This is a genomic window from Lacrimispora xylanisolvens (assembly GCF_002934545.1).
Classification (GTDB): Bacteria; Bacillota; Clostridia; order Lachnospirales; family Lachnospiraceae; genus Lacrimispora; species Lacrimispora xylanisolvens.
Window position 1 is genome coordinate 1 of record NZ_PTJA01000010.1, and the last position, 25942, is coordinate 25942.

A 25942-nucleotide genomic window follows, 5' to 3' on the forward strand; every position below is an offset into this window, starting at 1 on the left:
CCAGATCGTTGTAGAAAACTAAAAACACGGTAAAGATACCGCCGCCCCAATCGGGCGGCGAACTTATTGACCTGGACTGGTTATTTACCATTTACACTTAAAATAAAGTGTAGAAAATAAATTTGACTTTTATACATACTTTATTAATACTTATATGCATAAAAGTCAAATATTTTATCATTATTAAATTAGTCTAAATTTTCCGTATTTTCAATTACATCTTCTCACTTGCCACAATCCGCCTTAATGCTTACCATGCTTGCTTCACCGATTCTTAATCTGCCATACAACATAATTAAAAAGACTGGAGCATTTCTGTAGTTACAAACTGAACTGTTCTCTAAAATGCCATAAACACGCTATTTTCTGTACATTATCTACAACTCACGACGTAACCTGATATACATAATTAGTATATCATATGGTGAAGATTTTATATTAAAAACCCTTTATTTTATACTCAATTTTTCTATCTCTAACTGATCAACATAATCCATTGTTGGAACAAACATACTGTGTACTGTTGTACTTCCTTTATAGGATAATGCCGTTTCAAAAATTTCTTCCCAAATATTTCTTCGCTTCAGTTAATACCTTCTCCTATATTAATCCCTAATCATAGATTTTTTTCGTAATATGCTTCTTCAATATTCTTGTAAGTAGTGACTGTCAAAGGATGTTCTTTACCAAGAGTCTTTTCACGTATTGTTAAAGCTTTTTGAAACCATTTTATCGCCTCAGAATATTCTTTTTTTCCATAATATACTGCTCCAATGTTATTGTAAGTAGTGGCCGTCTCAGGATGGTTTCTTCCCAGAGTCTCTTCATGTATTGTTAAAGCTTTTTGATACCATTTCATCGCCTCAGAATATTCTTTTTGATCATCGTATACCAATCCAATATTACTATAAGTAATTGCGGTATCAGGATGATCAATTCCTAAAACCTTTTCACGTATTAACATAGCCTTCCTATACCATTCCAACGCTATGGGATATTCTTTAATCGTATAATGTAATAGTGCGATGTTATTATAATTATTAGCTAACATGGGATGCTCTTTATTCAGTACCTTTTCATTTATAGATAATGCTTTGTAATAATATTCCAGGGCCTTAGAATACGCTCCCTTATGATCATATACAGATGCCAGGTTGTTAAAAATTGTAGCAGTATCGTAATGGTCATTTCCAAATTCTTTTTCTCGTATATCTAAAGCTTTAAAAAAGAATTTAATAGCCTGAGGATAAAGTCCTAGATTGTCATATATAGACGCAATATTATTATAGACTGTTGCAGTTGAAGGATGATCTTCACCAAGTAACTTTTCATCAATAGATAGTGCTTTCTGATACCATCCCAACGCTTCAGGATATTTTCCTAGATAATCATATACTAATGCAATATTGTTATAGGTAATCGCTGTTGAAGAATTTTCTTGACCTAATAAATCTTCATTAATAGAAATAGCATTTTGAATCATCTCCAATGCTTCAATATAATTACCCTGCCTAATCTTCACTAATGCAATATTACTATATATTGCAGCGACCAGAGGATGCATTTCCCCCAGTATTTTTTTTCGTATAACCAAAGCCTTCCTATACCATTCCAACGCCTTGACATAATTACCTTGTTTATAATAAATCATCGCAATATTATTTTGCAAATTAGAATATATTTCTTTTTCTTCCCCCATAAAATTATTTACGATTGATAAAGCATGTGGGAAAAGCCACAACTTCTGAATAGCCATTTCATTTGGCTTAATATAAAGTTTTTGATTAATCCATAAAATCATCGGCTCTACATCATCATAATCTGGATTTGCACAATATTTAATTACTGACGATACAACAGGATGCATAAAATAACTATTTTGGTTTTCATTTCTATTAATCCATCCTTTATTAACAAGTTTGTTAATTATACTTAAACCTTGTATTCCGAAGCATTCTTTACTAACTTCCATAGGAAATAGTTCGGATGATAATAAAGAAAAATGCTGTAATATCCTTAATTCAGCTTGATCACCAATATCAGCTATATGAAAAATTTTAGCCATATGTTCAATAAATACATTTTCAGATTTTTGTTCTAACGTCGCTTCTGGATTATGGGTATATGAAATTTCTTCATTAATATCAGCAAGGTTAAAACCATTTTTAATAATTGATGCCAACATCTCCTGACTTGATTTTCCACTTGCATATTGTGTTTTTGATAATAATTCAATCGATAACGTGTGTCTATCAGACAGCTGAATAATATGATCAACTGTATTGTCAGAAGATTCATAATCATTACTGTGCATTCTATAAAGCAAACGACATTCTTCCAGAGACATCGCATTTATTTTAACGGAAGTAATACGATCTACTTTACCACGCGAAGTAAGAATAATACGACACCCTAGTGAAATTAAATCCGTAAGATCCTTTGGAGATAAATCATTTGCATTATCGATAATCAAAAGTATATTATTGGCATTTTCAGCTATATACTTTTTTATTTTCTTCCAATACGTATCAACGTCCAACTCCTCTATGAATTCAAACTGATTATAGAAAGTATTTAAAATATTCTCACGAAAAAAAAGCCAACCAATATTTTTAAAAATAAGTGCATTTTCCTTTGTAAATTTTTCGAATAATTTACGGCAAATTTCTGTCTTTCCCATTCCTGGGGGCGCATATAGAGTTATAAGTTTTCTGTCTTGGATCATTTTTTCTATAATAGCCATATCTTTGTCTCTTCCTATAAAATTCTCAGTAGCTGGGAATGGTATAGAATTGGTAATAATCTTAGCCTGCATGTGATATTTTTGTGATGTGATATCCCATTTCTTTAAAGCATTATTAAAATGAGTGTATGAAGCCCAATTAGAGAATTTAGAATCCCATATATGTGCTTCTACAGAAAAATCACCATTTTCTCTTATTTCACCAATCGAAAAAACTGTTTGCACATCTTTATCGTTCTTTAAACATCCCATAGTTATTTCCATTATTTCATTTATTCTTCTCTTCCATGCATCATGAGCATCTCCACAGAGATATAACCTCACCGGATAATTTATGAAAATCTGTTCAAGAGCCTTTTTTTCGTCATCTCTAAAATTATCCATACCATGATGAGCCAAAATGATAATGGGTTTATCTGGGTTTTCTTCAATTATAGATTCTAAACAATCATAAAGTACTTCATTGCCTATGACCAATTTGTTTCTCTCATTATCACTTCCGCAAGTAATAGCTGTGTTTAAATAAAGAAGGTTATAAGTTTTAAAGCAACGATACTGATGAATTGGTAATAAACTCTCTGTCCATACTTTGTTGTTAGGATGGAGTAGATTTTCCACACAATTAAAAAAATGGAATCGCTCAATTAAATATTCTAAATCTCCATGTTCAAAGCTTCCCTTTTCGCAATTATATGATTTTCGGATCCCAATAATTTTAGAACAATCTTCATCTCTTGTTAAATCATGATTACCTGGAACGATGTGTATATTTTCAGAATTTATTACACCAACTGATGCTGAAACCTCCTTAATAAATTCTACTGATGCACAAGCAACAGAATGCTCATCTTCATTTTTTTGAAGTAATGCATTCCTAAAATCACCCGTTATAAAAACATTGTCTACATTGAAATTGTTATCTTTTAAATATTTGATAAGATTCTTTCGTAATTGTTTTGAACTGCGTCCGTCACTTTTAGGATTATAATGAACGTCCGAAATATGTAACCATTTCATTTTTTAAACCAACTTTCATTCTTATTAATATTGAATAATACAAATAGTACTTTATTAATACAAGACATATTATGATTTTCATCAAGTTTCATATTATTTATAAAGAAATTAGTAATTCATTTCACAATATCTCGCATTAAAATTATTCTTTAAGAAAAATAATTTGTTTATATTTTACCAGAAAAGTATATGTTTTACCAATATAATTCAAAAAAATAACATCTAATCACGCTATTAACGTAATTAGATGCTTAATAGCTATTCTCTTCATCAGTTCAAACAATTCCATGTCACTTTCTACTTTTAAGGGAGGTTTAGCAAAATTATGTAACTCATTAATTTTAATGTTCTTTACTACAGTTATCTTCTTGTTTTTTTCCTCCTTTGTATGATACAACTTTATCACTTCCTTTCCATCTTAACCAATGTGCAAATAATCTTCTAAACGAAAAAAGACCTCTTATTTCCAATTGGCTTAGAAATAAAAGGTCACTAAAATTATACAAGATAAATCCTCAGCAAGATTTACTTAACATGAATCAAAAAAGGTATCACCCTATAAGCAATACCTGATTTGAATTGCAAAAAACTTAACTCCTTTTCTATTATTTTTTTGTCCCTACCGTACGCCATTCGTACACCATTTTTCACAATAACTACGGCATTTTGCGATAAATTACGATATGTCCGATTTCATATTCATATCGTCTGAACCCTTGATAAACCAAGGTTTTAAGCCACTTTCCCTACAACTCATACGGCGTAACCTGATAAACATAATAATTCAACCAATTCCCATAAATCGTATTCGCCGCATTCCTCCAACAAAGCACCGGCATCGTATCCGGGTCATCATCCTCATAATAATTACAAGGAATGTCCGGATTCAACCCCTTATCCAGATCCCTATGATACTCCCCATTCAACGTCATCCGATCATATTCCGGATGCCCCTGAATGAAAACCTGCTTTCCATCCTCACTCATCACCATCAGAATCCCAGCTTCCTTCGACTCCGCCAGAATCTTCAGCCCCTGATGCTTCTCAATATCCACTCTCCTCACCTCGGTATACCGGGAATGAGGCGCCATCACATAATCATCAAGACTGCGTACCAGCGGCACCTTCCGATCCAGAACCCTGTGTCTGTAAATACCAGAAAGCTTGCTGTCCCTCTTATACTTTGGCACCCCATAATGATAGTAGAGTCCGGCCTGGGCGCCCCAGCAGATATGAAGGGAACTGGTAACATTGGTTTTACTCCACTCCATAATCTTCGTCAGCTCTTCCCAGTAATTCACCTCTTCAAACTCCATATTCTCAACAGGCGCACCGGTAATAATCATACCATCGAACTTTTTCTCTTTTACCTCATCAAAGAACACATAAAACTTATTCAAATGACTGGCAGAAGTATTCTTTGAAGTATGACTCTCCAGCATCAGAAACGTACAATCCACCTGCAGCGGAGTATTAGACAATGCGCGGAGAAGCTGGGTTTCTGTCTCTTCCTTAATTGGCATTAAATTAATAATCAGGATTTCAAGGGGACGAATATCCTGGCTTGAAGCCCGGTCCTCATCCATGATAAATATGTTCTCTGTTTCCAGTATGGCTTTTGCAGGTAAATCCTTTTGTACTTTAATCGGCATATTTTATCCCTCCAGCAGTTTTATGAAATCCTCTTCTGAAATAATGGGCACTCCCAGTTCCTTTGCCTTTTTATTTTTAGACGAATTGGATGTGGTATCATTGTTAATTAAATAAGTCGTCTTTGATGTAACTGATCCAGTGGCTTTGCCTCCCTGTGCTTCGATTGCTTCCTGAAGCGCCTTTCGGTTCTCAAAATGCTCCACGGATCCGGTAATGACAAACGTCATTCCCTCCAGCCGCTTCTCTCCTCCGGTCTCCGCCTCCTGCTCAATGGTTACCTCTTCTAACAGACGATCTGTCATCTCATTATTCTTCTCGTCCTTAAAATAAGTAATCCATGCATCTGCCAGCACCTTTCCAATGCCGGAGACAGCAGTCAGCTCCTCTTCCTCTGCATGACGCATTCGGTCAAAATCGTAACGGAATTCCCGGCAGAGCATCTTCGCATTGGCAACTCCTATACCAGCAATTCCAAGTCCATAAATCAGACGGGGCAGGGTGGTATGAGACGCCTTATTCACTGCCTGAATTAAATTATCATAAGACTTTTTACCGAAGCCCTCCATCTGAGTAATAGCTTCTTCATGCTGATCTAAATGAAACATATCGGCAAACTCCCGGATAAATCCGGCACCGATAAACTTTTCCAGCGTAGCTTCAGATAATCCATCAATATTTAAAGCATCCCGGCTTACAAACAGGGAAAAGCCCTTGATCCGCTTCGCCTGACAATCCGGGTTGGTGCAATATAAACTTTTCACATCATTTACCTGACGGATTTCCGTCCTTCCGTCACAGACCGGGCAATGATCCGGAATCTTTATTTTACCGCTTCTGGTTAAATTGTCGGCAATCTGAGGAATAATCATATTCGCCTTGTAAACTGTAATCTGATCCCCTTCCCCCAGTTCCAGCGCTTCCATAATACTAAGATTATGCACACTGGCACGGCTCACTGTCGTGCCCTCCAGCTCCACCGGTTCAAAGATGGCTACCGGATTAATCAGACCGGTTCTTGACGCACTCCATTCAATTTCTGTCAGCGTAGTCTCCCTGATCTCATCAGCCCATTTAAATGCGATGGCATTGCGTGGGAACTTTGCAGTCCGTCCAAGAGATTCCCCATAAGCAATATCATCATATAAAAGCACCAGTCCGTCTGATGGAATGTCATATTCCGGTACAGTCTTTGCGAATTCAGCAACCGCTTCCCCGATGGTATCTTTCGTTACGATCTTATAATCCACCACATCAAAGCCCTGGGCTTTCAGCCACTGAAACTGCTCAGCTCTGGAGTTTTTAAAATCAACACCTGGGGCGGAAACCAGTGCAAATGCCTCGAAATTTACGTTTCGGCGGGCGGTGATCTGGTTGTTTAACTGTCTGACGGAACCGCTGCACAAATTCCTTGGATTCTTATACTTTGCAGTCACATCCTCAATCTCGTCATTAATCCGGTTAAAGTCAGTGTATTTTATGACAGCCTCTCCCCTTATTACCAGTTCTCCCTGATAAGAAATGGTAAGAGGAATGTTTGCAAATACTCTTGCATTATTGGTAATTACCTCTCCGATCTCTCCATTTCCCCGTGTTACCGCTTTTTGAAGCGTCCCCTCCCGGTAAACCAGAACAACCGTCAGTCCATCCAGCTTCCAAGAGAGAATCCCTCTCTGGCTTCCCAGCCAGTCAGCCAAGTCCTCCGTACTCTTCGTCTTATCCAGAGAAAGCATAGGGGAATCATGGGCTTCCTTGGGAAGCTCGCTTAAGACCTGATAGCCAACGTTCTGTGTGGGGCTGTTAGATAAAACAATTCCTGTTTCCTCTTCCAGCGCCGCCAGTTCATCATAGAGACGGTCATACTCAAAATTGCTCATGATCTCCCGGCTTTCCTGGTAGTAGGCCTTTCCTGCCTCCTGTAACCGGGATATCAATTCTTTGATTCTATTTAATTTTTCGTCCATCAGATTTCTCCTTTTTCTGTTCTTGATAGGAAAGACTGGTCGAGCTTTTTAAAGACTCTTTCATCTGGTGGTATTCACGCCGGGAAAGTTCACGGTAAGCGCCCGGCTTTAAATCTCCTAGTTCAATATTCATAATCCGCATTCGTTTTAACATGCGCACTTCGAACCCAAGCTGAGTGCACATTCGGCGAATCTGGCGGTTTAATCCCTGGGTCAGTACGATACGAAATGCCTTTTCTCCCGCTTTCTCTGCAAAGCAGGGCTTTGTGGTTACGTCTAACTCGGATAGAGTGACTCCCTTTCGCATCTTTCTGATGAAATCGTCGGTAACTGGACGATTCACTTTTACTAAATATTCCTTTTCATGAGCATTTCCGCTGCGCATGATTTTATTCACTAAATCTCCCTGGTTGGTCATGAGAATCAGACCCTCGGACTCCTTGTCCAGACGGCCTATGGGATAAATCCGCACAGGATAATGAACCAGATCCACGATATTGGGAGCCCGGTCCTTGTCTGAGGTGGTGCATACCACACCCCGAGGCTTATGGACTGCTAAAAAGACAGGCTCTGCCTTATGGCCGGTCTCACCTTTGGCTGCGCTGACAGAACGGCCCTTTACCGTAACAGACTGTCCCGGAAGCACCTTTTGTCCCGGTACTGCGGCCTGTCCATCTATTTTAACCTTTCCTGTCTCAATGAGCCGGTCCGCCTCCCTGCGGGAACAGATCCCTGCCTCACTTAAATATTTATTCAGACGGATTCCATTTGCATCCATAATTGTTCTCCCTTACTGTTTGCTAGATAAAAATTATAACATTGCTAAAGTGGTACGTCAAATTTTTATCTCTATTTTAAAATCGATTTTTCTTTCCTGAATGGTAAAATATGGTTTGCTTTTTCTTAATAAGAGTATTATAATAATAAATATCATTATTACATAGGAGGATTTCGTTATGCCGTGGACACAAAATTTATCAGTTGGTATTTCAATGATTGATGATCAGCATAAGATGTGGTTTGAAAAAGCAGAGGCTCTTTTTGATGCCGGAAAGAACAACAAAGCGAAGGAATATGTAGGAGAGCTTTTAGATTTTCTTGAAAGTTATACAAAAAAACATTTTGCAGATGAAGAAGTTTACATGCAGAAGATTCATTACCCCGGATATGCAGAGCAGAAGCAGGCTCATACTGCTTTCATTGCCCAGCTTACCAAGCTTAGAAGCGATTATAATTCTTCAGGCGGTAATTTACTTGTTATTTTAAATGCAAACCAGATGGTGCTTGAATGGCTGACAAAGCACATTTCAAATATGGACAAAAAGATTGGCGAATACGCAAAGACCGCCCATTAACCGGCAAAGAGGACTTAAATGAAATCCATTCAAGCCCTCTTTTTTATTATTCTTACGTAAACTTATAATGCACTTCACAGCCGTTAGAAATGCGGTTGCAGATATTTACCACCCGCTCCATGACAGCCGTAATCTTGCTGTTCTCCATCTCAATGTTCATTAGCTTTAAGTCTTCCGAGATCTTTATTACCTTCACCCCATCGACCTTTGCAATTTCCCGCTCAATTTTTCTGGCCTTTAACCGGTCTGACAGGGCGTAAACGTGGTAACTCCTGTTCACGCTTCTCCCTCCTTTCTATGAGTGTCTTACCCCTATTGTAGACAATCATAGGTAACTTTAAACATTACAGGAACGCCCTTGCTGCAGTAGTAAACAAAAAGCATACAATAACTCCGGTTACCGTAGGCACAGCCCAGGACAAAAGGGTCCATTTTATGCTTCCGGTCTCCTTCCTTATGGTCAGGCAGGTAGTGGAACAGGGCCAGTGCATGAGGGAGAAAAGCAGGGTGCTGACAGCAGTCACCCAGGTCCAGCCATGGGCAATCAACAGATCCCTTAATATGGATAAATCATTGATTTCCCGTATGCTGCCTTCGGAAAGATAAGCCATAATCATAATGGGCACAACGATCTCATTGGCGGGAAAGCCAAGGATGAATGCCAGGAGGATCACACCGTCAAGGCCGATGACTCTGGCAAAGGGATCTAAAAAACCGGAACAGCGGGTTAATAAGGTCATATCCCCTACTGTGATATTTGCCATCAGCCAGATTAACAGACCTGCGGGAGCAGCCACGGCAGCCGCTCTTCCCAGAACAAAGAGGGTCCGGTCAAATATGGAACGGACAATGACCTTTCCGATCTGGGGCCTGCGGTAAGGGGGCAGCTCTAAGGTAAAGGAAGAGGGAATCCCCTTTAATATGGTTACAGAGAGAATTTTTGATATTACAAGGGTCATAAAAATTCCAAGAAGAATAATACCTGACAGAATCCCTGCCGATAAAATCGTGGAAAATGATCCCGTCGCTCCTCCAATAAAAAACATGGTAATAATCGCAATCATGGTAGGAAAACGTCCGTTGCAGGGGACAAAGTTATTGGTGATCATTGCAATGAGCCGTTCTCTTGGAGAATCAATAATCCGGCAGCCTACAATTCCTGCCGCATTGCAGCCAAAGCCCATGCACATGACAGGGGAAATCTATGCTTTTTTACTGTCTGGTGACTCTGACCGGTAACAAATCCTGACAGTTATAATCAGGCTGTCTTTCTGATCCGGATCTTTCCCTGACTGGAAAATTTCAATCCGGTCAATAAACTGGTGGAGCAGATCGGAAGGTGGAATCCTTTTTTCCCTTATTTCATTTAAGAAACAATCCACAGCCTTCTCTGGCTCCTCCATGCTTTTCCACACACATGTGGTCATTTGCTTTAAGGTATTTGCTTCTGCCGTAATCTCCTTTAACTCCTGTTCATAAGAAGTGAGCAGCTTACAAAAACGCTCTTCTTCCACTACTTTATTGACCCGATCCTCGTAAAGCGTTCCAATAATTCGCTCAATCTGTCTCTCCCTCTTTTTTAAAGATGCTGCCGCCCGTTTTTCTTCTGGATTGCCTCTGTTTCTTCCATAAAACTCTAACTGACACGCAACCTCTTTCCTCTCTTGTTCTGTCAGTGTAATGAGAGTCTCAAGCTCCTGAGATACCATCTGGCAGAGCAGGTCATAGTTCATGTAGTGGTTGGTGCATGCGGTTCTTCCATACTGCTTATATCCGCTGCATACCAGCTTTCTGTCCTCCGTATGACTGCCCCCGGTTGTTGTCATCACTCTTTTACAGTCCCCGCAGTACACCAGTCCGGAAAATGCATTGGAGAATTGAGCTGATTTTGATTTTTTCCGTGGTACACTCCGCCTTCCTGCCTGCTCAAACAAATCTCTGGATACAATGGCGTTATGCTTGTTTTTTACCACGATCCATTCCTCTTTCGGTACCCTTAAAGTCATCTGACTTTTAAATGACAGCTTGGAGGTTTTGCCCTGCACCATATCCCCTGTATAAACCCGGTTAGATAAAATCTTGCAGATGGTGCCGGATGTCCAGCCTCTTTCTCCCTCACCCGTCTCCAGATCCACCTGCTGCTGTTTATAGCGACGGTAACTGGCCGGAGTTTTAACACACCTCTCATTCAGCAGTTTTGCTATTTTTAATGGGGGCTCTCCCCTGGAAGCCCGCTCAAAAATGTCCTGCACCACTGGCGCCGTCAAAGGATCAATCAAAAGATGGTTTTTATCCGCAGGGTCCTTTCTATATCCGTAAGGAGCATAATTTCCGATAAATGCCCCATCTTCCATCTTGGTTCTCAATGCGCTTCGAATCTTTTTCGATGTATCTCTGGCATACATTTCATTGACGATATTCTGAAAGGGAGCCAGATCATTTCCCCGATTGTTTGAATCATAGCCGTCATTTACTGCAATATAACGGACCCCTTTGGCTGGAAAATAAATCTCCGTATACTGACCTGTGAGTATATAATCCCTTCCAAGCCTGGAAAGGTCTCTGGTAATTACAAGATTTACCCTCTCCGCCTCAATATCAGCAACCAGACGTTTCCATGCGGGACGGTCATACGTAGTCCCGCTGTAGCCGTCATCTGCGTATTCTCCATATATAAAAAAACCATTTCGGTCTGCATAGGAACGCAGCATGCTTCGCTGGGTATTAATGCTTGCGCTCTCTCCAGTCCCGTCGTCTTTAGAGAGTCGCATGTATAAAGCTGCCTTATACTGCCGCTCCTTTCTGTCTTTCTCCCTAATCACGACTGCCTGCCTCCAGCCGTTTCTTTAAGAGACTGAGAACCAATTCCTTTACGGATGCCTCTCCCTGATAACAACGCTCTATCAAAACCGCAGTCTTCTTTTCTCCCCATTTTTTTTCATAGGTGCTCTCTTTGGACAAATCCATGATGCCCACCTCCTGAAAAATCTTATTCATAACGGTTTGTACCATATACATAAGTCAATCCGACTCGTGGAAAAACTGTATTTTTCACTCAGAGGTATCCAGTTCAGCTACTTTAAAAGGTTGATTTTTTCAAAACTTTTGTGCATATTGTTTTAAACTTTCCTAAACTAACCCATTATTTTTGTGTATAATTCACTATTTTTGACAAAATGTAACTTGCACTCTTAAATATTAAAAGCTATAATCAGGCTATATACCAAGTGAGGAATCAGCCATTGTTTCAGTATCTTCTATGGCTGGAAATAAAAGATCAGGGGAGCTTATTATGAGACATTTTTTTCCATCAGGATTATCTTTTCAAAAAAACATCAGGATAAAAATCATTGCATTTTTTCTGATTATGGTACTTTCTATTACAATGACACTTGCATACATCCTATACCGGCAAAGCTATAAAGCCGTTACCAGTAAGGCCTCCGATACGGCTTACCAGACAGTTTTCCAGTCCAGTAAGTACATTGATGTGGAAAAGTTTATAACACTGACCTCTCCTGAGGATGAAAACACCGATTATTATAAAAAAGAGAGGGATAATTTAATAAAAATCAGGGAGATCACGGGAGCAAGGCATATCTTCACTCTTAGAAAAACCTCTGATGGAAAATTTATGTATGTGGTTGACGGTTCACCTGACGGAGAGCTTTCTCATATTGGTGATACGGAAGAATCTGCACTTTGCTACGAACAGTCCTGGAGCGGAATTCCCTATACAGACCAGAAACTTAACTTTGTAGAAGGCTGGGGAATCTACATAAGCTCCTATTATCCCATTAAGGACAGTCAGGGTACGGTTGTGGGAATCATGGGTGCGGATTTTGATGCAGAATCTATTTATAATGAAATGGAGCACTTCAAAAAGATCTGCTTACTGATTCTAATGATATTTACAGGAATTATTACTTTTGCAGGTTTCCTTTTTTCAGATAAAATTTCCCGCTCCATTAAACGTTCCTCTGATTTTGCAAAAGAACTGGCTGAGTTCAATCTACAAAACAGTATTTCAAAAAAAGAATTACGTAAAAAGGATGAATTTGGAATTTTAGCCAATTCATTGGAAAATATCAGAGATAACTTTCAAGCGCTGATTGGTAAGATAAATTCTTCCTCCAGCCAGGTTGCTCTTACCTCGAATCAGCTGACTGCCGCTTCCACTCATTCAGCCAGAGCGGCCGAAGAGGTTTCTCACACCATTCATGAAATAGCTGACAGAGCAGAAGACCAGATGGAAAGCACTGTGGAAGGAGCTTTAAAAACAACCCAATTAGGAAATATTATTGATAATAACCTTTCATTGGCAAATCATATAAACAGTGCAATAACAGTTGTTACAGAGTCTATTAATGACGGTCTTAAAGAAATGGATAACCTTTCTGAAATAACGGCGGAAAGCAACCGTGCCAACGAGAAAATATACGATTTAGTGACTAAAACCAATGAGAGTTCCAATCAGATCAGTGCGGCAAGCAGCCTGATCTCCTCCATTGCCCTCCAGACCAGACTTCTTGCTCTCAATGCATCTGTAGAAGCCGCCCGTGCAGGTCAGGCTGGTAAAGGCTTTTCAGTTGTTGCCAGTGAGATAAAGAAACTGGCTGCCTTATCTGCCGATTCTTCAAAAAATATTGAAGAAATTGTTTCAGATCTGCAAATAAACGCTGCTAATGCTGTGGATATCATGGAACGAATTAAAAACATAACCACGGAGCAAACCCATCGGGTTGAAAACAGCAGAGCCACTTATCAGGCCATTAATCAGGCCATGGAAACGTCTAAAAATGCCTCAGTGCAATTAAATGATACCGGAAAAGAAATGTATGATATGAAAAATACAATACTGGCTCTACTTGAAAATCTAACCCACATAGCAAAGCAAAATTCCCAGGCCGCCGGAGACGTGAATCAATCTATGGAGGAGGAAACCGGTGCGCTGGAAGAGATTGCTGCCTCCAGCGATCTCTTATCCGATCTTGCAAAAGACTTACATGCCATGATTCTAGAGTTTAAAATATAGTTAAAATGCACCGCCATTTACAAAAAAAGAAACAGGACAGGAAAATCAAGAATTGCTTTTCCTGTTCTGTTTCTTTCTGTCTTACTGATTCTCTGTTCCTGTCACACCAGGTCCCACATTCACAGCCTCATGAGTCTCACCTGGTTCTTCAGTGGGAGCCGCTGTGGTGCTTTCCGGCTGTACATGAGTTTCCTGTACGGTCTCTTCGTGTTTTAAGGTGGTATTTCTCTGAATTACCTGGGGTTTCCCTTTATAACTGCTGTTGTGAAGCGGCTCTTCCTTTATTACAGTGTCGCCCTTCTTGTATACACGGTAGCTCTTAAAATATCCGCCGATGGTTCCTTTATCCACTACCTTTTCTGTTCCAAACGGCAGCGCTGTGTTTTCCTCATAGGTAACCGGAAGGGGATCGGAATCCTTCACCTTTTCTGAACGAATGGTAACCTTTACCCCATCCTCCAGAACCGGGATTCCTACGATAGATAGTTTTAAAGTAGTTCCGTCTAACGATGCTCTCAATACAACGGAAGAACTTCCGGTATTAATAAATTTTAAATCCGGTCCGGCATAGCCGTCAAAGCTGACCATGGCATCCTGTCCCTTTTCCACGTAGGAAGGGGCAAAGCTGTGCGAATTCCGTTCCGTGGTTTTAAACCCGCTCTCTATAATGGCATGATACAGGGTGGTAGAAACCTGACATACGCCGCCACCCGGCTCTTCAATTAAGACACCGTTTCTGTAAGCACCTGCAGGCTGATATCCCTTTTCACTGGTACGGTTTCCTGTGGTATTATTAAAGGAAAATTCCTCACCAGGCTTTAAGACCACGCCATTGATGGCATTTACTGCAAGGCTGATATTCTGATTCCGGTTTTTATTGGTGGTGGTTTTGGTAGTAAAGGTTCCGATTACCTTATACTGTTCCTTTGCCTGAGCCTGGGTTCTTACTGGTGCCTTAAGGGCAAACTCCGCCGGGATCTCTGCCTGAAAATTCTCTTTCTTAACAGCGTCCAGCAGCTGATTTACTAACTTCTCCTGGTCCAGTACTCTGCCATTCTGTTCTTTTGTGTAACTGTACGCCCCCGTTTTTGGGTCAAATGATTCTACCTGGGAATTGACTCCGTCTTTGTTCCAGCGCTTGGCAAGGGCTTCTGCCTGCTTTGTAAATCCTTCCTTCATGGAATCGTAATCCAGCTGATAATCCTGTGGCTGATCTGCCGGGGTTTCACTCAGCTGCTTCATAATCTTCTCCAGCTGACTACTTACTATATCATCGATTACAACTGCATCTGTTCCGTCTGTAACCGTCATTCCCCACTGGTAACGCTCTTCAATGGTGTCCTTAGCCTCTTTTACAGTCAATCCGGAGAGATCGGTATTTCCAATCCTGGCTGATACCAGCGCTTTCTCCGGGACTGTTTCTTTTTCTTTGGTTTCTGCGATCACCTGGCTGCTGTCAGAATCTTTGGTTTTTTTGCTGTTTCCAAAGCTATATAATATACCAACCGTTGACAGGGCAGCTATTAGCAATGATCCATAAATGATTCTCCGATTTCTTCTTTCACGTTTTCTTCTCGCCCTGTTTTTATCCATATTCTTAGTTTCTTACTCCTTTCCTTGTCTGATCAATAATACTCTTCATAGTATCCTCTGATAACTGTCCGCTTGCATATCCAAATACATTGCCATCCCGGTCAATCATAAAGGTAGTTGGATAGGAGTATATCCCATACGCATCAAATAATTCTGCTTCTGTATCCATGAGAACCGGATAGGTGTATCCATTATCTTTTAAAAATTTTTTGATACCCTCCTCATCCTTTTCATCCCCGTAACCGGGAGCTGCTACTCCAAGAACAATCAGACCGTCATCGCCTTCTGTGCTGTAGGTCTCATATATTTTCTGTATATCCGGCATCTCTGCCCTGCAGGGCGGACACCAGGTCGCCCAGAAATTTAAAAAGATGGTTTTTCCTTTATAATCCGATAAAGAATGTGTCTTGCCAAACTGATCTGTTAAAGTAAAATCAATGGCTGGAAGAATCTGGTTTTCTTCGTTCTGGGTTTCCTCTGCCTGAGACTGAGATTCAGCCGTTGTTTCCTCTGTGGCAGATTCTTTTATCGTTTCAGACGCCGTTTCCTCTGTTGATGGTTCTGTCTCTTTAGCCGGTTTCGCTGACTCTTTCGTAAATGGAGACTTCACAGAAGACAGATAACCAGTAAAGGAATTCATTTTTCCCGTAAACATCAGCAATCCCATGAGTATCATCAACACTCCGCCGACTTTAACCGCATTTTTAGCAACATTCCTGTGTGTCTTAAAAAATTCAAGAACAGATGTGGTAAAAAATCCCACTGCCAGAAATGGCAGAATAAATCCCAGGGTATAGACTCCGATCAACATAAATCCCAGTGTTTTGGTGGAAGCTGATGCTGCCATAATCAGCACGCTGGCCAGTGCAGGTCCTACACAGGGTGTCCAGGCAAAGCTGAAGGTAAATCCCATGAGAAGGGCTGTAAGCGGAGACATGGCTAGTTTGTCAAAGGAAACGGACAGCCTGCGCTCCTTTCCCAGGAGAGAGGAATTTCCCAGGAATCCCAGCTGATATAATCCGAACATAATGACAAGAATACCACCTAGTCTTGCAAACAGAAGCTGATTGGTTCGAAAGAAGCTCCCAAGTGCTGAGACACCAATTCCCAGAAGAAAGAACGTAAAACTGATTCCAATCACGAAACAAACGGTATGTAACATAACCTTGCTTCGCTTATAATAGATTCTTCCATCCTCACCTGTTACTCCCGTTCCCCCTGACAGATATCCAATATAGAGAGGAATTAAAGGCAGCACGCAGGGTGAAAAAAAGCTTACAATTCCCTGTAAAAATACGGTTAATACCGGAACACTCATGTCAATCGAAAATCCCAAATGATTACCTCCTGTAAGTGATACTTTTACCGCCTGTTTGTGGCAGTTAACCTCGTGTTTCTGTACTATTTTTAATTACAGTTTATATTTGTAACTATAACATTCAGAATAAAAAGTGTCAAGATAGTAATCCAGGATTTAACAGCGAAAAAAAGCATAGATTTCTTCTGTCACATGGTCAGCGCCTGCTTTCCGCAGGCAGAACATCGTTTAAAGCACCGGTCTAAATTAAAGGCTACTCTGGGAAGATAACCAAAATCTTCCAACAGAGTAAAAAGAGGAAAGAAAATGGCCATAGGTGGCAGCATAACCGATATTACCCACGCCAGCACCCGGTATACACCGTGAATGAAAAGCCCGGACAGAATTGACGGAATCCCCGCTGCATCTGCGGCAATGGCCAGGCGGTCTTCAATACCAAATAACAAATTACTTAATAGCTGGGATGGATAATTGGCACCTGTGATAGTCAGCCAGAAAATCCCCAGAAGAACCAGAAACATAATAGGAAATCCAGTTGCTTTACTGGTAAAGAGACGGTCCAGTTTCCGGTCTTTTCCGTTATAGGTTTTATTCTCAAATACCACGACTCCCTTACATAACTCTTCTGCTTTCCGGATAAATACAGCAGCCATATCATCGCTAACCTGTTCCTGGCTGATTCCCTGCTCTTTCCATTCACTCCAGATATCAGTAAGGCATGCCTTTACAGCCTCCGAATCTGCCAAAGGCTTTAAATATCTGTTTACTGCTCCCATCAGGTTTTCATTGGCATCCAAAAGCCTTGCACAAAGCCACCGGACCTTAACTGCTCCGTCTGATACTTCCTCCACAGCAGGCGCCAGCCTTTCAATTGCCTCTTCAATATATTGGGGATAATATATGAGCACAGGTCTTTCATAATTAGTCTCCTTTTCCCTGATGCACCGCTTTAACCCCTGGTAAATCTGATTCAGTCCCTTTTTGCTTCTTGCTGTTGTTCCTGCTACAGGGGCGTGGAGCCGTTCCTCCAGAACATCCAGATTTAAAACAATCCGTTTCTTCTTTGCCTCATCCATAAGGTTTACACAGACTACCACACGGTCCGCTGCCTCCATAATCTGGAGTACCAGGTTTAAATTCCTCTCCAGACAGGTTGCATCACAAACTGTTACTACTGCATCGGGATTTTCAAAGCAGATGAAATCCCGTGCCACCTCCTCTTCTGTAGAGTGTGCCATAAGGGAATAACAGCCTGGAATATCCACCATAACATACCCCTGATCCCCATCCCGACACCAGCCCTGGGCATTGGCGACCGTTTTGCCGGGCCAGTTTCCGGTGGGTTGATGCGGTTAGACGAAAAATGAAAAAGAGCCATTTTAACACGGTCAGATCAAAATCCGGAAGTCAGAAAACGGGTTTGTGATGGAAGTTTGTTCAAACTGTGAAATATTTGTGAATTTATTCTTAATTTTAGCTGATTTCTATTTTTTTAATACAACTTAATTTTTTTTAAGAAATAAATAACAAATTTGCCATTGATTTTATTCAATTTCGGTGCTACACTGAGTTCTGACTTCAGGGACATAGGACAACCGGAAGCCATACAACCATAATACCTATGCAGTCTCAAGGAGGATATAATTATGAGGTTAACAACAAAGAAACTGGTACTGACAGGTGTTGCAGTATTAACAATGGCAGCTATCTCCGCATGTGGAAATACGAAAAGTTCTGAAACAACTGCCGCTACAAAAGCAGAAGTAACCACCGAAGCAACCACAAAACCAGCTGAAACTAAAAAAGACGTAAAAGAAAGCAGTTCCTTAGCAGAAACCAAAAAAGACGATACTAAGAAAGAAGAAACAAAGAAGGACGAAACCAAGAAAGATGAAACAACTGCTGCAGAGTCCAAGACTGGCGACAGCAAAGTAAAGGCAGAATCCACAGCAGCTGCAAAAGACAGCAAGTCAGCAGTAACAGAAACAAAGAAAGCTTCTAATTAGTAAGTAAGATTCCTACATAGCATTTCAAAAGGCAGATCCGTCAATCCGATCTGCCTTTTTATATAGAATCATTCCGTTGATCCAGTTTCTTTTTCTTCTTTTTTCCTAAGATTTTTCAGAGTAATTTCCACTCCCTCTTTTTCCCCTATAATTCTTGCCAGCGCTTCAAATGCCCTGACCGGATCTGCCTGATTTACTGTGGTGATAGTATCTGCCACTACTACCACCTCCTTTCTGGTTCATTGTATGTTCCGTTGTTTGTCCTTCTTACCTTATTTAAAGCAATCACAGAAAACGGGTTTTAATTTTCTGACGGAGGGAGTAGATTATACCAGGAGATGATAGAATGAAACGTGCTGAGGAATCAGAGAAACTGATGCGTGTAGCCGTCTACATCCGTGTGTCTTCCGATGAACAGGCGGAACGCGGGGATTCCATAAGAGATCAAAAAGAGCGGGGCATCAAATACATCGAAGAACATAAAAATATGGTTCTGCAGGATATTTATCTGGATGACGGCGTTTCCGGTCAGAAAATTGACCGGGACGACTTTACCCGTTTAATGAATCATGTAAAGGAAGGGCTTGTGGATCTGATTATATTTACCAAGCTGGACCGATGGTTTCGCAGCCTGCGCCACTATCTCAATACCCAGGCGGTCCTGGAAAAACACCACGCAGCATGGACCGCCATCGACCAGCCCTTCTTTGACACCTCCACTCCCTATGGCCGGGCATTCGTGGCTCAATCCATGACCTGGGCTGAACTTGAAGCACAAAATGGCGGTCTTCGTGTGGCTGATGTCTTTCGCACAAAGGTCGCCCACGGGGAAGTCATATCTGGCAAAGTCCCACACGGATACCGGATTGAGAATAAGCATCTGGTACTGTCAGAGGAAGCCCCTGCCATACAAGACACGATTTTTTATTTCTTAAAACACCAGTCCATGAATCAGGCTGTAAACTATTTAAAAGAGACACACGGAATCATTATGTCTGTACAAAACTTTAAACAGTCAATTCTTCGTAATGAAAAAATCACCGGACGTTACAGAAACAATGAGACTTACTGTCCCCGTCTGATTTCCGATGAAGCCTTCCAGCAGATTCAGCGCATCCTGGATCATAACAGCAATATAAAATCCAGCCAGAAATACCCCTACATTTTTACCGGCCTTCTGGTATGCGCTGAATGCGGTCAAAAAATGAGCGGCTGTCATATCAACTCAGTTTCAAAGCAAAAAGACAAAACAGTGCTCCGATATAAATATCCAGCCTACGAATGCAAACATCACCGATCTTTCAGGAAGTGTGGCAACGGGGGAGCAATCAGGGAAGTCCGCATTGAGGAATATCTTATGAAAAATGTAAAAGAACAGTTTGGAACTTATATAGCAGACTTTGAAGCAAAAAGCAAAAAAACAGCTGATAACCGTCAGAAAAAAAATCAGCTTCAAAAGAAAATTGGCCGGTTAAAGGATTTATATTTAAATGAAGCAATTACACTGGAAGAATATAAAACGGACAGGGAAGAATTAGAGAATCAGCTGAATAAACTTACGGATATAAAGCAGCCGGCCAAAAATCCGGAAGCTTTCATAAACATGATTAATAAAGATTTTGAAAGCATGTATCAGCGCCTTGATAACCAGCAAAAGCGCCTGTTCTGGCGGTCAGTCATCAAAGAAATACGCCTGAGTAAGCGCTCCGGCTGTTGCAGGGAATATACTATTATTTTTTTATAACCATTTTACCACTAAATGCACGATCCGGTGTGCTGGTTCATCCCAGTCATCTGATTAAATACCGTACTTTTCCCCACATTGGGGTTTCCGGCCAGCGCTATCACCAGATCTTCCGGCTCCTTTTTTTTAATCTCCAGTCCACAGTCTACCGATTTGATTCCCATGGATTCTCTGCTTAGTCCCATATGTCTTCCTCCGCAGTGACACAGGCAGCCGCAATCCCCTCTCCATAACTGGGTTCAAAGGACTCCTGGTCGTGATTCTGTATCAAAACCCTGACGGAATCTTCATTTCGCAGGGCGATTACAGCACCTCTGATTAAAAATGCAGTAGGATCCCCAAGAGGACTTTTACCCACACACTCCACTACAGTGCCCTCAATCAGTCCCATATCCTGTAATCTCCGTCTCATATCATCACAAACGGTCAGTCTGGAAATGATTCCTTTCTGACCTCTTTTTAAGTCATTTAAGCAAAATCGTCCCGACATCTCTTTAACCTCCGAAAAAGTTTCCATATCCTAACATATGCATTTAATAAAAAACAGGTTCCTGTCTTTCTTATCCCCTGCCTCCCTGGTAATTCATAGAATCCACCGGCTATGAATAGATATAACTAACAGCCGTATATAAGGAGGAACTGACTATGCCTCAGAACGATAATTTTTATACATTAAAGGGTTACTCTCTTTTGGAGCATACAAAAATCACATCCTCGATGGAAGATTACCTGGAGATGATATACCGGTTATCTCAGGAGAACCAGCCTGTACGCATTAAGGAACTGGCAGAGTGTCTTCATGTCAAGCCCTCCTCTGCTTCAAAAATGACTGGTAATTTAAGGAAGCAGGGGCTGGTTGGCTTTGAAAAATACGGGACTGTTTCTCTGACCAGTGACGGAAAAGAGTTAGGGGAATACCTCCTGTTCAGACACCAGATTCTTACCCGTTTTTTTTGTTATGTCAATCAGAAAACAGATGATCTGGAACAGGTGGAAAAAGTTGAGCATTTTATTGATCCGGAAACAGTGTATAATATTCAAAAATGGTTGGATAAATTTGCATAGATATGCTTGTGTGATTTGATATTTCGTCGTATACTATAGCATAACACGAACATTTCTAAGGAGGAGAAACACATGGATAAGATTAAGATGACAACCCCCATAGTCGAAATGGATGGCGACGAGATGACCCGTATTCTCTGGCAGATGATTAAGGACAACCTTCTGCTGCCCTATATTGACTTAAAGACAGAATATTATGACCTTGGACTGGAATACCGGGATCAGACAGATGATAAAGTGACCACTGATTCTGCTCTGGCCACAAAGAAATATAAAGTAGCCGTTAAATGCGCCACCATTACGCCAAATGCTGCCCGTGTAAAAGAATACAACTTAAAAGAGATGTGGAAAAGCCCCAACGGCACCATTCGTGCAATTCTCGACGGAACCGTATTCCGGGCGCCTATTGTTGTGAAAGGAATCGAACCATGTGTTATAAACTGGAAAAAACCCATTACCATTGCCAGACATGCTTACGGTGATGTTTACAAAGGATCTGAGATGAAGATCCCCGGTGCCGGCAAAGTAGAACTTGTCTATACTGCCGCTGACGGAACAGAGGTACGGGAACTGGTTCATAACTTTGAGAGCGCCGGGATTGTCCAGGGTATGCATAATATTAACAATTCCATTGAAAGCTTCGCAAGAAGCTGCTTTAATTATGCACTGGATACAAAGCAGGACTTATGGTTTGCAACCAAGGATACCATCTCCAAAAAGTATGACCACACCTTTAAGGACATTTTCCAGGACATCTTTGATGCTGAGTATGAGAACCGCTTTCAGGAAGCAGGTATTGAATATTTCTATACCTTAATCGATGATGCGGTAGCAAGAGTGATGAAATCAGAAGGCGGTTATATCTGGGCCTGCAAGAATTACGACGGAGACGTTATGAGTGACATGGTTTCCTCTGCATTTGGATCTCTTGCCATGATGACCTCAGTACTGGTTTCTCCTGACGGCGACTTTGAGTATGAAGCAGCTCACGGAACGGTACAGAGACATTATTATCAGCACTTAAAGGGTGGGGAAACTTCTACCAACTCCGTTGCTACGATCTTCGCCTGGACAGGAGCGTTAAGAAAGCGGGGAGAACTTGATGGCAATCAGGAACTGGCTGCATTTGCCGATAAGTTAGAGCAGGCCACCATCGATACCATTGAGGCTGGAGAGATGACAAAAGATCTTGCGCTTATCACAACAATAGAAAATCCAACTGTTTTAAACAGTGAGAATTTTATAAAAGCAATTGCAACACGACTTTAATCATTCCATGGAATCGCCTTAAAAGCCGCCGACAGGCGGCTTTTGTTTTATTTTTATATCTATTTTATTCAATTTCTAGCAAAAAACAAATAAGTATGTTATAATATCACAAAATAAATTTACAATAGGAGAAAAAGTATGAAAAAGTTTTTGGTTGTATTAATGTCAGCTACAATTGTCTTAAGCAGTACAATCGTTTCACTGGCTGGAGAATGGAAACAAACAGGAAAAGGCTGGAAGTATGATAACGGCAACGGAAATTATACAATTAGTAATTGGCAGAAAATAGATAATAAGTGGTATCACTTTAATCAAGACGGTGATATGTCCCATAATACATGGATTGATGGAAAGTACTATGTTGGAGCAGATGGTGCAATGTACGCAGATGCAACAACACCTGACGGGAAAAAAGTTGACTCTACTGGATTAATAATAAATGACAATGCAGCTAAATCCGAATACAGCGATTTTATCGGAGTATTTAACGATGGTTCTTATGATGAATCAGGAAATTTTGAATGGTTCGAGGAAGTTACAATTACAAAAATTGAAAATGGCAAGATCTATGGAAAATATTCCCCTATCTCCATCGCTTATACTTTAAATGGTGATTTTAGCAACGGAATACCTCTTACCAATAAGAAATTCACCATATCTGTTGAAGCAATCGACCATACAAATAATGACAGCAAAAGTTACTATAATGCCACATTTGAATTAGGTATAGAAAACGGGAAGCCTGTTTTACTGCCAGATGAGAACAACAGCGGTAGTCTGGTGATTTATAATAAGGTGAAATAAAAAAGTAAGATGCAACAAAACCAATTAGTTTCAATCGACATTTTTTTCAAAATCTCTGTTCAACCCATTATCAAAATGATATAATGAAAGTTATCATATGAAGCACTGGTAATGGAAGGACCTATAAACATGAATCTACGACATCTAACAATCTTTAAAACAGTATGTGAGGAAGGAAGCATCACCGGAGCGGCGAAAGCGTTGTCCATGACTCAGCCCGCTATCTCTCATGCCATCAATGAACTGGAAGAATCCGTTGGCTCCCCCCTGTTTGACCGTGTATCCCGAAGAGTAATGATCAATGAAAATGGTAAATTTTATTTATCTAAAGTAATACCTCTTCTGGAGTTATACCAGGATCTGGAGAACTATTCTGGTTCCCTGCACTTACAGGCACCTTTGCGGGTGGGCTCCTGCGTGACACTGGCCAGTTACTTACTTCCTAACGCTGTTTCCCGTTTCGCTCTGACAAATCCTGACATACAGCTGAAGGTTACCGTGGATAATTCCGGAGAAATCATCAGCAAACTGTTAAAGAATGAGCTGGATCTGGCTCTGGTGGAAGGTGTCGTATCCGACGAGCAGCTCGAGAAAATCCCATTCTCCTCTTATCCCATGGCCGTAATCTGTTCTCCAAACCATCCCTTTGCAAACCGGGCTGCACAGCCGGTATCCTTAGACAGGCTGATTGAAGAACCTCTTTTATTACGAGAGACCGGATGCACCATCAGAGATACATTTGACTGCGCGCTGGCACTGAATAACTTATCCGCAGAACCATTGTGGACCAGTACCAATTCCGACGTAATTTTACAGGCAGCCAGAGAAAATATTGGAATTGGTGTCGTACCAAGAATTTTTGCCGATGAATCCATTAAAAAGGGTGAGGTTTTTGAGATCGAGGTAAAAGATATGGAGATCAGCTGTATGAACCATGTTGTGTTCCATAAAGACAAATTTCAGACAGAATCCTTTCAGGCTTTTATTAATCTGGTCTTATTCGACTAATATACATAAAACAAACAAAAAGCGCCGCACATCATCTCCCATCAGAGGCAGATTTGTGCGGCACTTTCTATTTATGCTATCTCAGACAAAATGTGGTCAATGCTTACAATCTTAACACAGAGTGCAAATAATTCCATAGCCTGCTTTAAATCCGGCAGAGTCGGATAAGATGGTGCAATACGAATGTTGTTGTCATACGGATCCTTTCCATATGGATAGGTAGCTCCTGCACCAGTCATGACCAGACCTGCTTTTTTGCATTTTGCAACAATGGTTTTGGCACAGCCATCTAATGAATCAAAGGAAATAAAATATCCGCCTTTTGGACAGGTCCATTCGCCGATCTGAAGTCCGCCCAACTCTTTTTCCAGAGTTTCAATCACAGCTTCAAATTTAGGTCTCATGATATCTGCATGCTTTCTCATATGCTCTACCATTCCATGAATATCCCCAAAGAAACGTACATGACGAAGCTGGTTCACTTTATCATGGCCAATGGTCTGAATCTTTAACTGCTTCATGATGTCTGTTAAGTTGTTCTCGCTGGCTGCAATCGCTGCGATACCGGAACCTGGGAAGCTTACCTTTGAAGTAGAAGCAAATTTATAAACCATATCCGGATTACCGGCTCTCTTGCATTCTGCCAGAATCTCAATTAAATGATCCTGCTCGTTATCGTATAAATGATGAATGGTATAAGCGTTATCCCAGTAAATACGGAAGTCACTTGCTGCGGGTTTTAAACGGGCAAAACGGCGTACAGTTTCATCGGAGTAAGAAATTCCCTGAGGATTGGAGTATTTGGGCACACACCAGATACCCTTAATGGAATCATCTGCTGCCACCAGTTGCTCTACCAGATCCATATCCGGTCCGGTTGGAGTCATTGGAACGTTTATCATCTCAATTCCAAAGTATTCGGTTATGGAGAAATGTCTGTCATATCCGGGTACAGGACAAAGGAATTTCACTTTATCCAGCTTACACCAGGGAGTACTGCCCATAACACCGTGGGTCATGGAACGGGAAACGGTATCATACATTACATTTAAGCTGGAATTGCCATAAATAATAATGTGATCCGGTGCAACCTCCATCATATCGGCAAGAAGTTCCTTTGCCTCCTTGATTCCATCAAGCACACCATAATTGCGGCAGTCTGTACCGTCATCACAGGTCAGATCATCGCTGCTGCTTAACACATCCATCATTCCCATGGAAATATCCAGCTGCTCGGCGCTTGGCTTTCCTCTGGACATATCAAGCTTTAAGTCTCTGCCCTGAAACTCCTTATACTGCGCAGAAAGTTCCTTTCTAAGCTCCTGTAACTCTTCCTTTGTCATCTCAACATACGGCTTCATAGATTTCTTC

At 40.9% G+C, this 25942-nt stretch carries 22 protein-coding genes and 2 pseudogenes; 8 read left to right on the plus strand and 16 right to left on the minus strand.

Annotated features, from left to right (window positions below; genetic code table 11):
• Positions 1-616: 616 nt before the first annotated feature.
• The 4 genes from BXY41_RS17500 to BXY41_RS17515 form a co-directional block, all read right to left on the minus strand.
• Positions 617-3760: a tetratricopeptide repeat protein gene (locus BXY41_RS17500; RefSeq protein ID WP_104438167.1), complete on the minus strand. Its 3144-nt coding sequence runs from the start codon at positions 3758-3760 to the stop codon at positions 617-619.
• Positions 3761-4506: 746 nt separating this feature from the next.
• The gene (metA, locus tag BXY41_RS17505; protein ID WP_104438168.1) at positions 4507-5412 is read right to left on the minus strand and encodes a homoserine O-acetyltransferase MetA; all 906 of its coding nucleotides are present in this window, start codon (positions 5410-5412) and stop codon (positions 4507-4509) included.
• A gap of 3 nt (positions 5413-5415) precedes the next feature.
• Positions 5416-7374: an NAD-dependent DNA ligase LigA gene (ligA, locus tag BXY41_RS17510; protein ID WP_104438169.1), complete on the minus strand. Its 1959-nt coding sequence runs from the start codon at positions 7372-7374 to the stop codon at positions 5416-5418.
• The gene (locus BXY41_RS17515; RefSeq protein ID WP_104438170.1) at positions 7355-8152 is read right to left on the minus strand and encodes a pseudouridine synthase; all 798 of its coding nucleotides are present in this window, start codon (positions 8150-8152) and stop codon (positions 7355-7357) included. Before BXY41_RS17515 ends, ligA begins: the two co-directional genes overlap by 20 nt.
• Before the next feature lie 178 nt (positions 8153-8330).
• On the opposite strand from BXY41_RS17515, the gene BXY41_RS17520 reads away from it, so the two are divergent.
• The gene (locus BXY41_RS17520; RefSeq protein ID WP_104438171.1) at positions 8331-8729 is read left to right on the plus strand and encodes a bacteriohemerythrin; all 399 of its coding nucleotides are present in this window, start codon (positions 8331-8333) and stop codon (positions 8727-8729) included.
• 52 nt (positions 8730-8781) lie between these two features.
• Here BXY41_RS17520 and BXY41_RS17525 read toward each other — a convergent pair whose 3' ends face one another.
• The 4 genes and pseudogenes from BXY41_RS17525 to BXY41_RS26830 form a co-directional block, all read right to left on the minus strand.
• Entirely contained in the window at positions 8782-9009 is a 228-nt protein-coding gene (locus BXY41_RS17525; RefSeq protein WP_104438172.1) for a hypothetical protein, read from the minus strand.
• A 64-nt stretch (positions 9010-9073) separates the two neighbouring features.
• Positions 9074-9919: pseudogene (locus BXY41_RS17530) on the minus strand (nucleoside recognition domain-containing protein); the annotation flags it as partial.
• Positions 9920-9931: 12 nt separating this feature from the next.
• Positions 9932-11551 (minus strand): recombinase family protein, encoded by a 1620-nt coding sequence (locus BXY41_RS17535; RefSeq protein ID WP_104438174.1) that lies wholly within the window; start codon positions 11549-11551, stop codon positions 9932-9934.
• Positions 11544-11696, minus strand: a complete 153-nt coding sequence (locus tag BXY41_RS26830; RefSeq protein ID WP_170072448.1) for a hypothetical protein — start codon at positions 11694-11696, stop codon at positions 11544-11546. Before BXY41_RS26830 ends, BXY41_RS17535 begins: the two co-directional genes overlap by 8 nt.
• A 325-nt stretch (positions 11697-12021) precedes the next feature.
• Between BXY41_RS26830 and BXY41_RS17540 the strand changes: the two genes are divergently transcribed.
• A complete protein-coding gene (locus BXY41_RS17540) occupies positions 12022-13764 on the plus strand; it encodes a methyl-accepting chemotaxis protein (RefSeq protein ID WP_170072450.1) in 1743 nt (580 codons plus the stop codon).
• A gap of 81 nt (positions 13765-13845) precedes the next feature.
• Here the strand turns inward: BXY41_RS17540 and BXY41_RS17545 are convergent, their stop codons facing one another.
• From BXY41_RS17545 to BXY41_RS27235, 4 genes and pseudogenes are all read right to left on the minus strand, one after another.
• Positions 13846-15357, minus strand: coding sequence for a VanW family protein (locus tag BXY41_RS17545; RefSeq protein ID WP_242980234.1), 1512 nt, complete (start codon positions 15355-15357; stop codon positions 13846-13848).
• Between the two features lie 4 nt (positions 15358-15361).
• Positions 15362-16693, minus strand: a complete 1332-nt coding sequence (locus tag BXY41_RS17550) for a redoxin family protein (protein WP_104438176.1) — start codon at positions 16691-16693, stop codon at positions 15362-15364.
• 170 nt (positions 16694-16863) lie between these two features.
• Positions 16864-17583: a hypothetical protein gene (locus BXY41_RS27230; protein ID WP_242980241.1), complete on the minus strand. Its 720-nt coding sequence runs from the start codon at positions 17581-17583 to the stop codon at positions 16864-16866.
• 60 nt (positions 17584-17643) lie between these two features.
• Positions 17644-18009, minus strand: a pseudogene (locus BXY41_RS27235) (FeoB small GTPase domain-containing protein); the annotation flags it as partial.
• A 312-nt stretch (positions 18010-18321) separates the two neighbouring features.
• On the opposite strand from BXY41_RS27235, the gene BXY41_RS17560 reads away from it, so the two are divergent.
• Complete coding sequence (locus tag BXY41_RS17560) at positions 18322-18681, plus strand: hypothetical protein (protein WP_104438177.1); 360 nt, start codon at positions 18322-18324, stop codon at positions 18679-18681.
• Positions 18682-18749: 68 nt separating this feature from the next.
• On the opposite strand, the gene BXY41_RS26835 is transcribed toward BXY41_RS17560, so the two are convergent.
• Positions 18750-18899: a hypothetical protein gene (locus tag BXY41_RS26835; RefSeq protein WP_170072452.1), complete on the minus strand. Its 150-nt coding sequence runs from the start codon at positions 18897-18899 to the stop codon at positions 18750-18752.
• A 128-nt stretch (positions 18900-19027) separates the two neighbouring features.
• Here BXY41_RS26835 and BXY41_RS17565 point away from each other — a divergent pair, with 128 nt between their 5' ends.
• A complete protein-coding gene (locus BXY41_RS17565; protein ID WP_104438178.1) occupies positions 19028-20425 on the plus strand; it encodes a recombinase family protein in 1398 nt (465 codons plus the stop codon).
• 11 nt (positions 20426-20436) lie between these two features.
• Here BXY41_RS17565 and BXY41_RS17570 read toward each other — a convergent pair whose 3' ends face one another.
• On the minus strand, positions 20437-20610 hold the full coding sequence (locus BXY41_RS17570) for a FeoB small GTPase domain-containing protein (RefSeq protein WP_242980235.1): 174 nt from the start codon (positions 20608-20610) through the stop codon (positions 20437-20439).
• Positions 20601-20915 carry a FeoA family protein gene (locus BXY41_RS17575; protein ID WP_104438179.1) on the minus strand — a complete coding sequence of 105 codons (315 nt, stop codon included), beginning with the start codon at positions 20913-20915 and terminating at the stop codon, positions 20601-20603. The genes BXY41_RS17570 and BXY41_RS17575 overlap by 10 nt, the downstream gene beginning before the upstream one ends.
• A gap of 155 nt (positions 20916-21070) precedes the next feature.
• On the opposite strand from BXY41_RS17575, the gene BXY41_RS17580 reads away from it, so the two are divergent.
• The 4 genes from BXY41_RS17580 to BXY41_RS17595 all read left to right on the plus strand — a co-directional run bounded on the left by BXY41_RS17580 (position 21071) and on the right by BXY41_RS17595 (position 24571).
• Entirely contained in the window at positions 21071-21490 is a 420-nt protein-coding gene (locus BXY41_RS17580) for a metal-dependent transcriptional regulator (protein WP_104438180.1), read from the plus strand.
• A 72-nt stretch (positions 21491-21562) separates the two neighbouring features.
• Entirely contained in the window at positions 21563-22759 is a 1197-nt protein-coding gene (locus BXY41_RS17585) for an NADP-dependent isocitrate dehydrogenase (RefSeq protein WP_104438181.1), read from the plus strand.
• A gap of 138 nt (positions 22760-22897) precedes the next feature.
• Positions 22898-23563, plus strand: a complete 666-nt coding sequence (locus BXY41_RS17590) for a hypothetical protein (RefSeq protein ID WP_104438182.1) — start codon at positions 22898-22900, stop codon at positions 23561-23563.
• Positions 23564-23692: 129 nt separating this feature from the next.
• The gene (locus tag BXY41_RS17595) at positions 23693-24571 is read left to right on the plus strand and encodes a LysR family transcriptional regulator (protein ID WP_104438349.1); all 879 of its coding nucleotides are present in this window, start codon (positions 23693-23695) and stop codon (positions 24569-24571) included.
• A 71-nt stretch (positions 24572-24642) separates the two neighbouring features.
• Here the strand turns inward: BXY41_RS17595 and BXY41_RS17600 are convergent, their stop codons facing one another.
• The gene (locus BXY41_RS17600) at positions 24643-25932 is read right to left on the minus strand and encodes an aspartate aminotransferase type Ic (RefSeq protein ID WP_104438183.1); all 1290 of its coding nucleotides are present in this window, start codon (positions 25930-25932) and stop codon (positions 24643-24645) included.
• Between the last annotated feature and the right edge of the window lie 10 nt (positions 25933-25942).

Bases quoted from the DNA above. Each gene is read 5' to 3' on its own strand.
- BXY41_RS17590 (WP_104438182.1), top strand. From the start codon at position 22,898: ATGAAAAAGTTTTTGGTTGTATTAATGTCAGCTACAATTGTCTTAAGC.
- BXY41_RS17540 (WP_170072450.1), top strand. From the start codon at position 12,022: ATGAGACATTTTTTTCCATCAGGATTATCTTTTCAAAAAAACATCAGG.
- BXY41_RS17565 (WP_104438178.1), top strand. From the start codon at position 19,028: ATGAAACGTGCTGAGGAATCAGAGAAACTGATGCGTGTAGCCGTCTAC.
- BXY41_RS17545 (WP_242980234.1), bottom strand. From the start codon at position 15,357: ATGGATAAAAACAGGGCGAGAAGAAAACGTGAAAGAAGAAATCGGAGA.
- BXY41_RS17560 (WP_104438177.1), top strand. From the start codon at position 18,322: ATGAGGTTAACAACAAAGAAACTGGTACTGACAGGTGTTGCAGTATTA.
- BXY41_RS17500 (WP_104438167.1), bottom strand. From the start codon at position 3,760: ATGAAATGGTTACATATTTCGGACGTTCATTATAATCCTAAAAGTGAC.
- BXY41_RS17585 (WP_104438181.1), top strand. From the start codon at position 21,563: ATGGATAAGATTAAGATGACAACCCCCATAGTCGAAATGGATGGCGAC.
- BXY41_RS17575 (WP_104438179.1), bottom strand. From the start codon at position 20,915: ATGTCGGGACGATTTTGCTTAAATGACTTAAAAAGAGGTCAGAAAGGA.
- BXY41_RS17580 (WP_104438180.1), top strand. From the start codon at position 21,071: ATGCCTCAGAACGATAATTTTTATACATTAAAGGGTTACTCTCTTTTG.
- BXY41_RS17595 (WP_104438349.1), top strand. From the start codon at position 23,693: ATGAATCTACGACATCTAACAATCTTTAAAACAGTATGTGAGGAAGGA.
- metA (WP_104438168.1), bottom strand. From the start codon at position 5,412: ATGCCGATTAAAGTACAAAAGGATTTACCTGCAAAAGCCATACTGGAA.
- BXY41_RS17600 (WP_104438183.1), bottom strand. From the start codon at position 25,932: ATGAAGCCGTATGTTGAGATGACAAAGGAAGAGTTACAGGAGCTTAGA.
- BXY41_RS17520 (WP_104438171.1), top strand. From the start codon at position 8,331: ATGCCGTGGACACAAAATTTATCAGTTGGTATTTCAATGATTGATGAT.
- BXY41_RS17570 (WP_242980235.1), bottom strand. From the start codon at position 20,610: ATGGGACTAAGCAGAGAATCCATGGGAATCAAATCGGTAGACTGTGGA.
- ligA (WP_104438169.1), bottom strand. From the start codon at position 7,374: ATGGACGAAAAATTAAATAGAATCAAAGAATTGATATCCCGGTTACAG.
- BXY41_RS26830 (WP_170072448.1), bottom strand. From the start codon at position 11,696: ATGGATTTGTCCAAAGAGAGCACCTATGAAAAAAAATGGGGAGAAAAG.
- BXY41_RS17515 (WP_104438170.1), bottom strand. From the start codon at position 8,152: ATGGATGCAAATGGAATCCGTCTGAATAAATATTTAAGTGAGGCAGGG.